The organism is Rahnella sp. ATs2 (assembly GCF_051851855.1).
In the GTDB taxonomy this organism is placed as follows: domain Bacteria; phylum Pseudomonadota; class Gammaproteobacteria; order Enterobacterales; family Enterobacteriaceae; genus Rahnella; species Rahnella variigena.
In genome coordinates this window covers 216,056-231,716 of the sequence record NZ_JBLYPL010000001.1, presented here as the reverse complement: position 1 = coordinate 231,716, position 15,661 = coordinate 216,056, and the positions used below count along the sequence as shown (strand labels likewise).

The following is a 15,661-nucleotide window of genomic DNA, read 5'->3' as shown; positions in this document are numbered from 1 at the left end:
AAAGCAGGCTTATGAAGCCTGCTTTTTGTTTATCTGCACTGCGGAGTTATCGTTTTTTCAGCAGTAAGAACATGCTGATGACGAAGAACAATCCGCTTGGTAACAGTGCGCCCAGTATCGGCGGAATGTTGTAAACCAGGCTTAACGGGCCGAAGATCTGGTCAAGTACGTAGAACAGGAAACCGAAGCAAATCCCGGTCACCACACGCACGCCCATCGGCACGCTGCGCAGAGGTCCGAAGATGAACGACAACGCCATCAGCATCATCACCGCAACAGACAGTGGCGAGAAGATTTTGCTCCACATATTCAGCTGATAACGTTTTGCTTCCTGTCCACTCTGCTTGAGATATTTCACATAGTTGTGCAGGCCGCTGATCGACAACGCATCCGGGTCGAGCGCAACTACGCCCAGCTTATCCGGCGTCAGGTTAGTTTTCCAGACACCGGTCAGGGTCTGGGAACCGGTGATCTGCAGGTTGTCCGTCAGGTCAGATTCATCTACCTGAGAGAGTTTCCACTCACCGCCGTCAAACGTTGCCGAAGAGGCATAACGGACTGACTGCAATTTGTTCTGATCATTGAAATGATAGATGTTGACGCCTGTCAGCTCTTTCTCACCTGCCACACGTTCAATATAGATAAAGTCGTGACCATCTTTCGCCCACAAACCGTTTTGCGTGGAAAGTAATGAACCGCCGTACATCTGCTGCGCACGGTAGTTACGGGCCATTTGTTCGCCCTGCGGCGCAACCCATTCACCAATCGCCATGGTCAGAAGCACCAGCGGGATTGCCGTTTTCATTACGGAAGCGGCAATCTGCATACGGGTGAAACCGGAGGCTTGCATAACCACCAGTTCACTGCGTGTTGCCAGTGTACCGAGGCCAAGCAATGCGCCCAGCAGCGCCGCCATCGGGAAGAAAATCTCGATATCTTTTGGCACGCTGAGCAAGGTGTATAACCCGGCACCGGCGGCAGAATATCCGCCCTGCCCGACTTTACGCAGCTGATCGACAAATTTGATGATGCCGGAGAGTGACACCAGCATGAACAACGTCATCATGATGGTGTTGAAAATAGTGCGACCAATGTAACGGTCTAATACGCCAAACATCAGGCAACTCCTCTCAGACGCGCCCGGATCTTGCGAACCGGCAAGGTATCCCACGCATTAAGCACCAATGCCAGTGCAAAGTAGAGCAGGTTCGTTCCCCACATCCAGAGGAACGGATCCAGCTTGCCTTTCGCGCCGTTAGAGCGCAGCGAGGTTTGCAGCAGGAAGAAAATCAGATACAGCAGGATAGCCGGCAGCATGCTGAGAACGCGGCCCTGACGCGGGTTAACCACGCTGAGCGGAACCACCAGCAACGCCATAATAAACACGGATACGATCAGCGTTAAACGCCAGTTCAGCTCTGCGCTGGCTTCTGGTTCGTTAGAGTTCCAGAGTTGCGTCATGGACATCTGATCAGACTGATTCGGGTCAAGCTGCACGGTCTGATGGCCGATAACCGCCAGATAATCGGTGAAGTCCGTGACACGGAAATCACGCAACAATGCGGTGCCTTCATAACGCGTGCCTTTGTCCAGCATCACCTGTTGTGAGCCGTCAGCACGCTGCAGCATGTGCCCTTTATCTGCCACAACGACAGAAGGGCGCTGATTGCCGTTCGGACGCAGCTGAGCCAGGAACACGTTATGGAATTCTTTGCCTTTTACGCTGCCGACGAACAGAACCGCATTGCCGTTTTGTGCCTGCTGGAACTGGCCTTCGACCATCGCGGCCATGCTTGGGTTGGCTTTCGCCTCCGCCAGCACTTCATCCTGATGTTTGGACGACCATGGACTCAACCAGATAGCGTTCGCGCCAGCAAAGATTGACGTAAATAACGCCAGAACCATTGCAGCGATGACCAGTGAGCGTTTTCCGAGACCACAGGCATGCATGACCGTGATTTCACTGTCGGTATAAAGTTTACCGAGCGTCATCAGCAGGCCAAGGAACAGGCTGAGCGGCAGAATAAGCTGCGCCATTTCCGGAACGCCAAGGCCCAGAAGAGAGAGGACTAAATTTGTTGGGATATCGCCATCCACCGCTGCTCCGAGCACTCTTACCAGCTTCTGACAGAAGAAGATAAGAAGCAAAATGAACAGAATGGCAAATTGGCTCTTGAAGGTTTCCCTAACCAGATATCTAATGATGATCACGCTTAATACGCCTGTGAAAACTTGTCTTTTTGAAGGAAAATCGCTAGTTTCATCGCTAATCCGTCATTTATTCTCATCATATGGCAACCTTCGCAGCTAAAATAGTATTACAACACCGAGAATTGGGGTGTCCTATAGGAACTTGCTTATAGCCGCCAAAATAAAAACTAACGCCGTTTAGGTTAACACAGGTCGTTAACACAATGACGGGAGAGTGTCTCCGGCGACTCATTCTAGCCGTACCTCCCGCCCTTGTCTTTAAGATTCAGGAGAGTGCATGGAGTTCAGCGTAAAAAGCGGTAGCCCGGAAAAACAACGCAGTGCCTGTATTGTAGTCGGCGTTTTCGAACCGCGCCGCCTGTCACCGATTGCCGAACAACTCGATAAAATCAGTGATGGCTACATCAGCGCCCTGCTCCGCCGTGGCGAACTTGAAGGCAAAGTGGGCCAGACCCTCTTGCTGCATCATGTACCGAATATTCTTTCAGAACGCATTTTGCTGATTGGTTGCGGCAAAGAGCGCGAGCTGGATGAGCGCCAGTACAAACAGGTGATCCAGAAAACTATCAACACCCTCAACGACACCGGTTCGATGGAAGCGGTTTGCTTCCTCACCGAGCTGCACGTGAAAGGACGTAATACTTACTGGAAAGTGCGTCAGGCCGTCGAAACCTCGAAAGAATCGCTTTATACCTTCGATCAGCTGAAAAGCAATAAAACCGAACCGCGCCGTCCGCTGCGTAAAATGGTCTTCAACGTGCCAACCCGCCGTGAACTGACCAGCGGTGAGCGCGCCATTCAGCACGGTCTGGCGGTTTCTGCCGGTATCAAAGCGGCGAAAGATCTCGGCAATATGCCACCAAACATTTGTAACGCTGCTTATCTGGCGTCACAGGCCCGTCAGCTGGCAGATGCGTTCAGCACCAACATCACTACCCGCGTAATCGGCGAACAGCAGATGAAAGAGCTGGGGATGAATGCGTATCTGGCGGTAGGTCAGGGTTCGAAAAACGAATCACTGATGTCGGTGATGGAATATAAAGGAAATCCTAATCCGGACGCTAAGCCTATCGTGCTCGTCGGTAAAGGTCTGACCTTCGATTCCGGCGGTATTTCCATTAAGCCAGCGGCTGATATGGATGAAATGAAGTATGACATGTGTGGTGCTGCGGCCGTTTACGGTGCGATGCGTGTGGTGGCTGAACTGAATCTGCCGCTGAACGTAATTGGCGTGCTGGCAGGCTGTGAAAACATGCCTGGCGGTCAGGCGTTCCGTCCGGGCGATATCCTGACCACCATGTCAGGCCAGACGGTAGAAGTGCTCAATACTGACGCCGAAGGCCGTCTGGTGCTGTGCGATGCGCTGACCTACGTTGAACGTTTCGATCCTGAGCTGGTGATTGACGTTGCTACGCTGACCGGCGCGTGCGTGATTGCCCTTGGCCATCACATCACCGGTTTGCTGTCGAATCACAATCCGCTGGCGCACGAGCTGATCGGCGCGTCCGAACAGGCGGGCGACCGCGCATGGCGTCTGCCGCTGGCTGATGAATATCAGGACCAGCTGGATTCGAATTTTGCAGATATGGCAAACATCGGTGGCCGTCCGGGTGGTGCTATCACCGCCGGTTGCTTCCTGTCGCGCTTTACCCGTAAATACAGCTGGGCACATCTGGATATCGCCGGTACCGCATGGCGTTCAGGTAAGAATAAAGGGGCGACCGGCCGTCCGGTTGCGCTGCTGTCACAGTTCCTGCTGAACCGCGCAGGGCTTGATGGCGATGAGTGATTCCCCGGCTAAATAAGTTATAATCTTCGGTATCAGGGTCTGGTTCGCCAGGCCTCTTACAGGCGGGCGCACCAGTTGCGCCCCTGTTTTTTTCTCAGCAGCACAGTGAACTCATCATGAAACAGGCAACCTTCTTTCTTCTCGATGCGCCCGACGCCAGTGGCGAGCTTAGCTCACACGAAGCGCTGGCCTGTCTGGTCGCCGCTGAACGTTACCGGATGGGCAAACGTGTTCTGCTGGCCTGTGAAGATCAGAAACAGGCCGAGCGTCTGGATGAAGCGCTCTGGCAGCGCGATCCCAGCCACTTTGTCCCGCACAATCTGGCCGGAGAAGGCCCGCGCTTTGGTGCGCCGGTCGAGTTATGCTGGCCGGGCAAACGCGGCAATGCGCCACGCGACCTGCTGATCAGCCTGATGCCCGAATTTGCAGATTTTGCTACTGCTTTCCATGAAGTGGTAGACTTCGTTCCTTACGAAGATTCCCTTAAACAGCTTGCGCGCGAACGCTACAAAGCCTATCGCAGCGTGGGTTTCTCTTTGACGACGGCCACGCCGCCCTCAGTCACCACATCGACCGACGAAAATACGAAGCGAAATGGATAAGACATATAACCCGCAAGACATCGAGCAGCCGCTTTACGAGCACTGGGAACAACAGGGCTATTTCAAGCCGCATGGTGATACCAGTAAAGAAAGCTTTGCCATCATGATCCCGCCGCCGAACGTTACCGGCAGCTTGCACATGGGTCATGCTTTCCAGCAAACCATCATGGACGCCATGATCCGCTATCAGCGCATGCAGGGTAAAAATACGCTGTGGCAGGCGGGTACCGACCATGCGGGTATCGCAACGCAGATGGTGGTTGAGCGTAAAATCGCGGCTGAAGAAGGCAAAACCCGTCACGACTATGGCCGTGAAGCGTTCATCGACAAAATCTGGGACTGGAAAGCAGAATCCGGCGGCACGATCACCCGTCAGATGCGCCGTCTGGGCGATTCCGTGGACTGGGAGCGCGAGCGCTTCACCATGGATGAAGGCCTTTCCAACGCCGTGCGCGAAGTGTTTGTACGTCTGTACAAAGAAGATCTGATTTACCGCGGCAAACGCCTGGTGAACTGGGATCCGAAACTGCGTACCGCTATCTCTGATCTGGAAGTTGAAAACCGCGAATCCAAAGGTTCCATGTGGCACCTGCGTTATCCGCTGGCTGACGGCGCGAAAACCGCTGAAGGCAAAGATTATCTGGTGGTCGCCACTACCCGTCCGGAAACCGTGCTCGGTGATACCGGCGTGGCGGTTAACCCGGAAGACCCGCGCTATAAAGATCTGATCGGCAAAGAGATCATTCTGCCGCTGGTGGGACGTCGTATTCCGATTGTTGGCGATGAACACGCCGACATGGAAAAAGGCACCGGCTGCGTGAAGATCACCCCTGCGCATGACTTTAACGACTATGAAGTCGGCAAACGTCACGGCCTGCCGATGATCAACATCCTGACTTTCGATGGCGATATCCGCCAGACCGCTGAAGTATTTGATACTAACGGCGAAGAAAGTGATGCATGTGCCAACGATATTCCTGAGCAGTTCCGTGGCCTGGAGCGCTTTGCTGCGCGTAAAGCCGTGGTCGCTGCGTTTGACGAAGCCGGCCTGCTGGAAGAAATCAAACCTCACGATCTGACCGTTCCTTACGGCGACCGTGGCGGCGTAGTAATCGAGCCGATGCTGACTGATCAGTGGTACGTGCGTACTGCGCCGCTGGCAAAAGTCGCTGTAGAAGCCGTTGAGCAAGGTGAAATCCAGTTCGTACCTAAACAGTACGAAAACATGTATTTCAGCTGGATGCGTGACATTCAGGACTGGTGTATTTCTCGTCAGCTGTGGTGGGGACACCGCATTCCTGCGTGGTATGACGCCGAAGGCAACGTGTTTGTTGGCCGTGACGAAGCGGAAGTGCGCAGTGAAAACAATCTGGGCGCAGACGTTGTGCTGACTCAGGATGAAGACGTGCTCGACACCTGGTTCTCTTCCGGTCTGTGGACATTCTCCACGCTGGGCTGGCCAGAACAGACGCCTGACCTGAAAGCATTCCACCCTTCAAGCGTGGTCGTCAGCGGCTTCGATATTATCTTCTTCTGGATCGCGCGCATGATCATGATGACCATGCACTTCGTGAAAGATGAAAACGGCAAGCCACAGGTTCCGTTTAACACCGTTTACATGACCGGTCTTATCCGCGACGACGAAGGGCAGAAAATGTCCAAGTCCAAAGGCAACGTTATCGATCCGCTGGATATGATCGACGGTATCTCGCTGGAAGACCTGCTGGAAAAACGTACCGGCAACATGATGCAGCCGCAGCTGGCAGAGAAAATCCGCAAGCGCACCGAGAAGCAATTCCCGAACGGCATCGAACCACACGGCACCGATGCCCTGCGCTTCACGCTGGCCGCGCTGGCGTCTACCGGTCGTGACATCAACTGGGATATGAAGCGTCTTGAAGGCTACCGCAACTTCTGTAACAAACTGTGGAACGCCAGCCGCTTCGTGCTGATGAACACCGAAGATCAGGATTGTGGCCTGAACGGCGGCGAACTTGAGCTGTCACTGGCTGACCGCTGGATCCTCGCTGAATACAACCGCACGGTGAAATCGTACCGTGAAGCGATGGATAACTACCGCTTCGATCTGGCTGCCAGCATTCTGTATGAATTCACCTGGAACCAGTTCTGCGACTGGTATCTGGAGCTGACCAAGCCGGTCATGAACGGTGGCAACGAAGCGCAACTGCGCGGCACCCGCCATACGCTGGTAGAAGTGCTGGAAGGTCTGCTGCGTCTTGCGCATCCGATCATTCCGTTCATCACCGAAACCATCTGGCAACGCGTGAAATCGCTGAAAGGCATCACAGCAGAAACGATTATGCTGCAACCTTTCCCTGAGTTTGATGCAGCGAAAGCAGACGAACTGGCGCTGGCCGATCTCGAGTGGATCAAGCAGGCGATCATCGCTATCCGTAATGTGCGTGCCGAGATGAACCTGTCTCCGGCCAAACCGCTGGAACTGCTGTTGCGCGGCGCAAGTGCCGATGCACAGCGTCGTGTGGAACAGAACCTGAGCTTCATTAAGTCTCTGGCGCGTCTGGGATCCATCACCGTTCTGCCTGCCGGCGACAAAGGCCCGGTGTCTGTCACCAAACTGGTGGAAGGCGCAGAGCTGCTGATCCCGATGGCCGGTCTGATTGATAAAGATGCCGAGCTGGCGCGTCTGGACAAAGAGATGGTGAAGCTGGATGGCGAGATTGCGTCCATCGAAGGCAAACTGTCTAACGAAGGTTTTGTGGCGCGTGCGCCTGAAGCCGTTGTCGCTAAAGAGCGCGAACGTCTTGCTGCCTGCGGTGATGCAAAAGTGAAACTGGCAGAACAGAAAGCCACGATCGCGGCGCTGTAATCTTAGCCTGATATAAGCGTTAAACCTTATATAAACAAATGCCAGTCAGGGAAACCTGACTGGCATTTTTTATTTCTGCAACAACCTGATTAACGCGGGGTATTGTTCTGAAACTCCTGCATAAAGATATCTGTCATCTTTCTCACCAGCGTGGAGAAAAACTGGTTATTGAGTGCAGCTTTATTATAAATCATATAGATCGGCTGAGAAGGCAACGTCACTTCCATCTCGAGCCTTTGAATATCAAAAGAGTCTTTCATTTTTTGATAGAAACGTTCCGTAACAAAAGCCAGCATATCGGATGATTCAACCATCGAAATAATAGAAAGCAGCGAAGGGCTGATAAACCGACATTTCCTGTCAAGTTGCAGCAGAGCATTCACATCCAACCGGTTAGACAAAAGACTGGCACTCTCGGAATCTACAAAAATATGGCTTTCCTCCGCGGCCTGCTCTCGTGTCAGGCTACCGTTCAGGCGCGGATGAGATTTCCGGCAAATCATCACCGGTATTTCACTGGAAATATGCTGACTGACACGAGAGTGACTTACGTGAGGATGTATATCGAAAATAATGTCAGCCTTACGGAAAATCAGCGCATCTTCCGCTTCAGCGATCGAATTGCCGCTGATGCTGTGCACTATCTCACAGTCGGGTGCGATTTCATCAAGCACCTTACGCATTACGTTAATCGTAAACATAGAGATGTATGGCGAGCAGTGAACCACAAGTCGGGTCGGCAGAGAATCAAACGAAATATTCTGCAGCTTGGCAATCATATTGTCATAAGCTTCAGCCAGCCCTTCATGTATACCAATCGCGACGGTGGTCGGCGCCAGCGCCTTTCCGTCCCTGATAAACAACGCATCATTATAATGAATACGTAAACGCCCCAGAGCCTGGCTGACAGCTGAAGGGGTGATGCCCAGTGCATCCGCGGCTTTCGTCCCACTGCGATGAATAAAAACTGCCTCAAAGGTGGTTAAAAGATTGAGATCAAAATTCTTCACCATCTTAAAACGATCGGTGAGCGTGTTTTCTTTCATGCTGTCCAGTCCTCTGATCTCTGGTGAAATGCGTGAGTTCGCATCCTCACCATCTATCATAGTCAAGATACTCAATTTTGGTCTCCTTACCTGTACTTAAATTTCTTATAATTTGATGAGTAAAAGATGGGGATTCATTATTAATAGTCTCTTAAGGATAAAACTAATAACAACAAACAAAGGGATATATCAGGTATTAAATACACTTTACTGAACTATACCTTTAACTAACTTAAATTGAAATCCGCCGTATTTTTTCAAAAATAAAAATATCGTATAAATCCACCATGATTCATACAGATATATCCATTCTTAAGTTTACTGAATAGTACATTCAGTGAATGCCATGGTGATTCATACGACAACTAGGAATAATGCGCTCCAACGATAAGGGGTACCGGCTTATAAAATCTCTTTATCATCCACCACCCGCTCTTATGAAGAGCGTGTTTGTTAAAATAAAGGAATAGTAATGAAAATGACTTCGTTTTTTAAAATGAGTGTACTGGCTGCCGGTATGGTTGCAGCAATGGGCGCAAACGCTGGTGATACTGGTACTTTGAATGTTACTGGTACTCTTATTGCAACTTCATGCACAGTTGATGCAAGCAGCACCACTGACGTGCCATTTGATACCCTGTCCGCTGAAAGCTTTGCAGAAGTTGGCGCAATTTCAGAGAAAAAAGACATCGTCCTGAACCTGACTGAATGCCCTATTTCTCAGACTGGCGTAATGTTTACTGCGAACGGTGCATCTGATGCAACTAACAACCAGTTGCTGGCACTGGCTTCCGATTCAACCGCAAGCGGCCTGGGTATTGCGATTTACAACAAAGGCGGCGACCTGATCCCAATGCATTCTGCTTCTGCAGCTGCACCGATCAATGCTGAAACCGGCGTTGCGACCATTAATCTGGAAGCGGCAGCAATGTCTACCTCTACAGACGTTACCGGTGGTGCATTCAACGCAACAACTACTTTTGTTCTGTCTTACAACTAATATTTCCCGATTTATTAGCTTGCTGAAAATTAAACACCAAGTTAATAGAATTTGGTTAAAAGGATTAAACCGATCATGAATATGAAAAAATTAAGTGCTGCTGTAGTTGTTATGTTGGGTCTGGGTGTTTCAGCTGCTCAGGCAGATGATGGTTCCCTGAACTTCACCGGTGAAGTGAGCGCAAGCTCTTGTTCAGTTGCTGCAACCAGCACTGTCGTGCCAGTGAATTTTGATAGCTACGCTGCATCATCATTAAATACTATGGCTGCTGGTGGTACTTCAGCATCACTGCAGAAGCCATTCAGCATTACGCTGTCTGCCTGCCCGGAAGGTTTGTCTGTTGCTAAAATTAAGCTTGATGGCAAAACTTCTGGCATTACCCCAAATGTATTTGTTGGTAACTCAACTGCACGTTACGTGGGTATTGTGATTTCCGATGCTGCAACCAACACTGTAATTACACCAAAAGAATTTGGTGGTGCTCAAGAAATCGTTCCTGGTGCAACAAATACCCTGAACTACCTGGTTGGTTTAACTAAAACCACCACTGAAAGTGCTGCTGTTGCAGGTACTATTGATGTGCCAGTAACTTTCACTATGTCTTACGAGTAATATCCTCTGTAATACGTGTGTTTTTTAATAAAATGGCTGAGGTAACCCTCAGCCATTTCATCTAATTCCATCAAAATTACAGTGAGATCATTACCTTCAACTATTAAGGTTAATTATGTCATTTTATAAAAAGTCCATTTTATCTTTATTGCTGATCGCATTATCTGCACCTTCATTTGCTGGTTTTTCTGTCGGTGCCACCCGCGTTATCTATAACGGCAATATGAAAGAGGCTTCACTCTCTGTTAAAAATACCGAAGACTCTAATGTTTATCTTATTCGCTCCTGGGTAAGTTCTGACAAAGCAGGTGAGAAGGTACCTTTTATTATCACTCCGCCTCTTTTCCGCATCGAACCAGGTCAGGATAATGCCGTGCGTATTACCCAAACTTCGTCGTCATTAGCGCAGGACAAAGAGTCTGTTTACTGGATCAACACGCTGGCTATTCCTCCTGCATCTAAAGAAAAGAATTCCCTGCAGTTCTCTATCAATACCCGCATCAAACTGATCTATCGCCCGACGGCATTGAACAATAAAGACGCGATTGCCAAAGCGTATCAGCAACTGACCTTCACACGCTCAGGCAGCGCAATCACTGCCAGTAACCCGACGCCTTATTACGTCAACATGACTAAAATCAGCATCAATGGCAAAGAGTTAAAAGAAGGTTATATGGTGCCACCAAAATCCTCGCTAAAAATTGACAATATTCCGATGGGAAACAGCATCGTCTGGCAGGCTATTAATGACTTCGGCGGATTAACAGAAAAAGCCAAAGCATCAATTTAATTAAGTTGAAAAATTAAAATCGGGAATGTCTGTTTATTATGGAAAATAACAATATTAAAAATCGTCAGGACAAAGACAACACCAGAAGAAAAGGTGATAAAAGAAAGAGCGGCGCATTTAACGGTAACGCTGCTGCCCGCTCTTTTTTATTAAAACCCTTATCCTTTTTCATATTGTTATCTCTTCCCGGGTTGGCTTTTTCTGCAGAAACGTTTAACGCGGAAATGCTTAAAGCCGTCGGTGATGGCGGCGATATGGAAAACGTCAATCTGGATTATTTCGCTGAAAAGGGCGGGCAGATGCCCGGCACTTATCAGGTGGATATCTACCTGAATAACCAGCAGGTCGACTCACGTAACGTTGAGTTTGTCAGCCTGCCGGATGCACCCGGTAAACTTTACGGGGCAATCACCCCGGCGGAGATGGCGGAATACGGCGTCAAGCTGGACGCATTTCCGGATCTGAAAGCCGTTGCACCTGATGCACAGCTGACCAAGCCACTGAGTGCCTATGTGCCGCAGGCCACTGAAAATCTTGATATAAACCGCAAGCGTTATGACATTACCGTACCGCAAATCGGCGTAAATATGCGCCCGCGCAACTCGGTTGACCCGAAGCGCTGGGATAACGGTATCGCCGCCTTTATGCTCAATTACAGCTATTCCGGCTCTACCACGCAGCGCGACGACAGCGGTCAGTCAAAGAGTAACTTCGTTAACCTGCGCAGCGGAGCGAACCTCGGCGCATGGCGTCTGCGTAACTATTCGACCTACAGCAATCAGCAAGATGACGGCTCGCACGGCGGCGAAGACACCAGCACCAGCAAGTTCGAATCGATAAATACCTATGTGCAGCGAGACGTGCGTTTCCTGCAGGGCGGGCAACTGACGCTGGGCGAATATTCCACGCCAGCCGACGTATTTGACAGCATCCAGTTTACCGGTGCGCAACTGGCCTCCGATGACCAGATGCTGCCGGACTCCATGAGCCAGTTTGCGCCGACAGTGCGCGGCATTGCCAAGTCTAATGCACAGGTCACTATCAAACAGAATGGCTATGTGATCTACCAGTCCAACGTTTCGCCGGGGCCGTTCGCCATCACGGATCTCTATCCGTCCGGTAACGGCGGCGATATGGAAGTGACGGTAACGGAATCTGACGGCTCTACCACCAAATTCAACATTGCCACCAGTTCCGTGCCGATTTTGCAACGTGAAGGCCGCTTCAAATACAACCTGGCCCTGGGTAAATATCGTTCAGGTAATGACGATACTCAGACCCCTAACTTTATTCAGCTGTCCAATATTTACGGCCTGACGGCGCGAACCACCGTTTACGGTGGCGTGCAGTATGCCGAAAACTATCGTGCGGCGAACGTCGGCGTTGGTTTTGACTTAGGTTCCGTGGGTGCTGTGTCATTTGATGCCACCCAAGCCACCAGTGAGTTTGATGATGCGCTGGGCACCAAAAAAGGTCAGTCCTACCGGGCGATGTATGCCAAGAACTTCGAGGCAACGGACACTAACCTGCAAATCGCCGGTTACCGTTACTCTACCGAAGGCTACTACGCCTTCAATGACGTGCAGGATTACCAGAAAGACACCGACAACGATTTCGACAACTACAACCGCTCGCACAACCAGCGCAGCAAAATGCAGTTATCCGTCAACCAGTCAATCGGCGACTACGGGTCGATTTATGTCAGCGGCAGCCAGCAGGATTACTGGGGCGGCGACGGTAAAGAGAAGCTGTTACAGCTCGGTTACAACACCAGCATTTACGGCATCTCCTACGGCTTTAACTACAACTACTCGAAAAACCCGGGCATGACCGAGGCAGATCAGGTGTTTGCCTTCAACATGTCGGTGCCGCTCGATAAGTTCATGGGGCCATCCGGCACCTGGGCAACCTACAACATGAGCACCAAACGTCATGGTTCTACCGTTCAGCAGGCCGGTATCAGCGGCACCTTGCTGGATGATAAAAACCTGAGTTATTCCGCACAGCAGGGATATGAAAATCAGGGCAGCGGTGCGTCCGGTAATGCCAGCATGGATTACAAAGGCGGCTCCGGCGAAGGCAGCCTCGGTTACAGCTATGACCAGGATACCCGCCAGTGGAGCTACGGCATTCAGGGCGGCGTACTGATCCACGAAAACGGCATCACGCTGTCACAACCGCTGGGCGATACCATCGCGCTGGTGAAAGCGCCGGGAGCCGATGACGTTGATGTCGAAAACAACAGCGGCGTGCACACCGACTGGCGCGGCTATGCGGTCGTGCCGTATGCCCAGCCATACCGTAAAAACAGCGTGACGCTGGAAACCGAAAGCTTTGCTGATGATGTGGATATGGACATGAACACCCAGACGGTGATCCCAACCCGCGGCGCGGTAGTGCGTGCGGACTTCAAAACCCGCGTCGGCCAGCGTGCTTTAGTGCAAATGTTGTTCATGGGTAAACCGGTGCCATTTGGTGCCACCGTCAGCCTGCTGGATAACGACAGCACCGTCACCGGCATTGTCAGTGACAACGGCGAAGTGTACCTGACCGGCCTGCCGGAAACCGGCAACATCATGGCGAAATGGGGCAACGGCAGCAACGAGCAGTGTAAAGGCGCTTACACGCTGGCTGGCAGTAATGCCAGTGACCCGTCTGCGCTGATCAAACAAATTACGGCGCAATGCCACTAAGGCATGAGGAAGTAACATGAAGAATTTGAGCAATATTTTAAAAAAAATCGGCGCTGTCAAGCCAGGTCTCCGGTTACTGCTGGGATTACTGTTATTGATCGGTGGCGTGAATAACGCCATGGCGCTGGGCACCTGTGATTTTGTACCTAACCCAGTGATACTGATGGTAAACGACGAGGTTATCGCAAATGAGAGCGTTCCGGTGGGCGGGGTTTTAGCAACCAAAAATTACAACCTGAACCTTAAGATAACTGAATCCTGCTCCGGTGAATATAAAATGAGCATACCAATAAATACTGCACAGTATTCCACCATTAATCCAACAACCAGTAACAGTGGTGTCCAGGGAGTAGGGCTCCGGGTTTATGTGAATGACCGGATCGTAACCTCAGCTGGTTCGTATGTAACCATTCAGGGGGACGGCAAAACCCCTTATTATATTAATACGGTCAGGGTGGAATTTATTAATACAGGGGAAATCGTCCCCGGCACCGTACCTCAGGGGATATTTGCCCCTGTACAAATTGAGGACAGTACTGGAATCCATAAGTATTTTACAATACAAATGGGTGATATATACGTGAAAAGGAGATCGTGTGATATCACCGGTTCAAGTGCTATTCCGGTCCCGATGGGCACTGCCAAAAAAGAAGATTTTACCGGTAAAAATTCAACGCTCACACCGGTAAATATCAAGATCCCTCTGCAATGCCTGGCAGACACCACGGTGAATATCAGCTTCGATGCCACCTCTACTCAGGGAAACGGTATTATTGATTTAACCAAAGGCGGGGCGGAAGGCGTAGGGATTCAGCTGAAAATGAATAATACGCCGGTTGAATTTGACAAAAAATTATTTGTTGCCACAACCACCCAACAAGGGGCATTAGACATTCCCCTGACGGCGGCATATATACAAACTGCCGATGATATTGCACCTGGTCCAGCCAATGCGGTGGCGAACTTTACCATAACCTACGAATAAGCTTTAACGTCTGACGGGTTCTTTTAGCAGAGCCCGTCAGACACCTTTGCTAACAACACCTACTCCCTCTCAGCCTCCATGATATGCTCTATTCGCGACGCCATAGCCGGATGCGTACTCAGCCAGTCAGGTAGATATTTATTCGCTTTCTCATTCTGCGCCTCTGCGGACAAACGACGGTAAATCTCAGCCATTTGCGCAAGCGAGCGCCCTTCCCGCTTCATTTCAACAATCGCCCAGTCATCCGCCTCACGCTCCATCCCGCGCGAAAACTGCAATTCATTCGCCAGCGATGCAGTCTGTAATAACGTATCCCCGATCCCGCTGACATCGCCGGTCATCCACAACAACGTCAGTGATACCAGCGAAGATCGCACCAGCATGCGCATCGGATGCCGGTAAGCGTGATGACCCATTTCGTGCAACATCACACCTGCCAGTGCGTCATCTCCGGGGCTCAATGCCACCAGTTTATCGCTGAGGATCAGCGTGCCATCTGCCAGCATAAACGCGTTGGCGAGGTCCGGGATATTCATCAATTTCAGTCTGACCGGCGTACGGTCATGGCGTAATGAAGGCGGCGTCAGTTGCTGAAAAAGCCGCTGAAGGGCTATCTGTTTTTCCTCAGGCAACGCCGAATCCCGGAAATCACTGGCTCTCAAAAGTGCCAGCGTATGACGCCCTAGATTTTGTTCTATCGTCGTCGGAATTCGCTGCGCAATGACATTGCTTGTCCACGGCAGCACGCCCCAGATATAAAAGGCCACCAGCACGCAGGTCGCTGCCAGTGTGAGAAGCACGCCGCGTTTATGGCTTTCCATGCGGTATATCCAGCCCGGCCTGCGATGCTGCCGCAGCCAGCGCCGGAACGCACTGTCATCAGCAGGCACAAAACGGCCACCGTCGGGGAAAGTAAGAAACAGAGGAATGGAACCCAGCGCATCAGAAACCTCAATCTCGCGCAGAGAAAAAACCTGAATTGCAGGTGGCGCATCAAGAGTCAGACGCTGATCGTCGTCCAAAAAAAGGCGGGCAGCCTCACGTGCTGCCCGTCCCGCAGGCTGATAAAAGCCTTCGATGATCAT

12 protein-coding genes are annotated in these 15,661 nt (G+C 51.0%); 8 read left to right on the top strand and 4 right to left on the bottom strand.

Annotated elements, in window-relative coordinates; all coding sequences use genetic code 11:
- Positions 1 to 46 precede the first annotated feature (46 nt).
- A complete protein-coding gene (gene lptG, locus ACJY2G_RS01080) occupies positions 47 to 1,117 on the bottom strand; it encodes an LPS export ABC transporter permease LptG (protein WP_112289448.1) in 1,071 nt (356 codons plus the stop codon).
- The gene (gene lptF / locus ACJY2G_RS01075) at positions 1,117 to 2,211 is read right to left on the bottom strand and encodes an LPS export ABC transporter permease LptF (RefSeq protein WP_112289447.1); all 1,095 of its coding nucleotides are present in this window, start codon (positions 2,209 to 2,211) and stop codon (positions 1,117 to 1,119) included. The genes lptG and lptF overlap by 1 nt, the downstream gene beginning before the upstream one ends.
- 277 nt (positions 2,212 to 2,488) lie before the next feature.
- Between lptF and pepA the strand changes: the two genes are divergently transcribed.
- The 3 genes from pepA (at position 2,489) to ACJY2G_RS01060 (ending at position 7,450) form a co-directional block, all read left to right on the top strand.
- Positions 2,489 to 4,000, top strand: a complete 1,512-nt coding sequence (pepA, locus tag ACJY2G_RS01070) for a leucyl aminopeptidase (protein ID WP_112289446.1) — start codon at positions 2,489 to 2,491, stop codon at positions 3,998 to 4,000.
- A 116-nt stretch (positions 4,001 to 4,116) separates the two neighbouring features.
- A complete protein-coding gene (locus ACJY2G_RS01065) occupies positions 4,117 to 4,602 on the top strand; it encodes a DNA polymerase III subunit chi (protein ID WP_112289445.1) in 486 nt (161 codons plus the stop codon).
- Positions 4,595 to 7,450: a valine--tRNA ligase gene (locus tag ACJY2G_RS01060; RefSeq protein WP_430319910.1), complete on the top strand. Its 2,856-nt coding sequence runs from the start codon at positions 4,595 to 4,597 to the stop codon at positions 7,448 to 7,450. The genes ACJY2G_RS01065 and ACJY2G_RS01060 overlap by 8 nt, the downstream gene beginning before the upstream one ends.
- Before the next feature lie 89 nt (positions 7,451 to 7,539).
- On the opposite strand, the gene ACJY2G_RS01055 is transcribed toward ACJY2G_RS01060, so the two are convergent.
- Positions 7,540 to 8,571 carry a LysR family transcriptional regulator gene (locus ACJY2G_RS01055; protein WP_244220171.1) on the bottom strand — a complete coding sequence of 344 codons (1,032 nt, stop codon included), beginning with the start codon at positions 8,569 to 8,571 and terminating at the stop codon, positions 7,540 to 7,542.
- A 397-nt stretch (positions 8,572 to 8,968) separates the two neighbouring features.
- Here ACJY2G_RS01055 and ACJY2G_RS01050 point away from each other — a divergent pair, with 397 nt between their 5' ends.
- The 5 genes from ACJY2G_RS01050 to ACJY2G_RS01030 all read left to right on the top strand — a co-directional run bounded on the left by ACJY2G_RS01050 (position 8,969) and on the right by ACJY2G_RS01030 (position 14,576).
- Positions 8,969 to 9,496, top strand: coding sequence for a fimbrial protein (locus ACJY2G_RS01050; RefSeq protein ID WP_120162120.1), 528 nt, complete (start codon positions 8,969 to 8,971; stop codon positions 9,494 to 9,496).
- A gap of 75 nt (positions 9,497 to 9,571) precedes the next feature.
- Positions 9,572 to 10,108 (top strand): fimbrial protein, encoded by a 537-nt coding sequence (locus ACJY2G_RS01045; RefSeq protein WP_430319909.1) that lies wholly within the window; start codon positions 9,572 to 9,574, stop codon positions 10,106 to 10,108.
- Between the two features lie 115 nt (positions 10,109 to 10,223).
- Entirely contained in the window at positions 10,224 to 10,898 is a 675-nt protein-coding gene (locus ACJY2G_RS01040) for a fimbrial biogenesis chaperone (protein WP_120162122.1), read from the top strand.
- Positions 10,899 to 10,936: 38 nt separating this feature from the next.
- Entirely contained in the window at positions 10,937 to 13,591 is a 2,655-nt protein-coding gene (locus ACJY2G_RS01035; RefSeq protein WP_439291065.1) for a fimbria/pilus outer membrane usher protein, read from the top strand.
- 16 nt (positions 13,592 to 13,607) lie between these two features.
- Positions 13,608 to 14,576, top strand: coding sequence for a fimbrial protein (locus tag ACJY2G_RS01030; protein WP_439291063.1), 969 nt, complete (start codon positions 13,608 to 13,610; stop codon positions 14,574 to 14,576).
- A gap of 59 nt (positions 14,577 to 14,635) precedes the next feature.
- Here the strand turns inward: ACJY2G_RS01030 and ACJY2G_RS01025 are convergent, their stop codons facing one another.
- A complete protein-coding gene (locus tag ACJY2G_RS01025; protein ID WP_430319908.1) occupies positions 14,636 to 15,661 on the bottom strand; it encodes a M48 family metallopeptidase in 1,026 nt (341 codons plus the stop codon).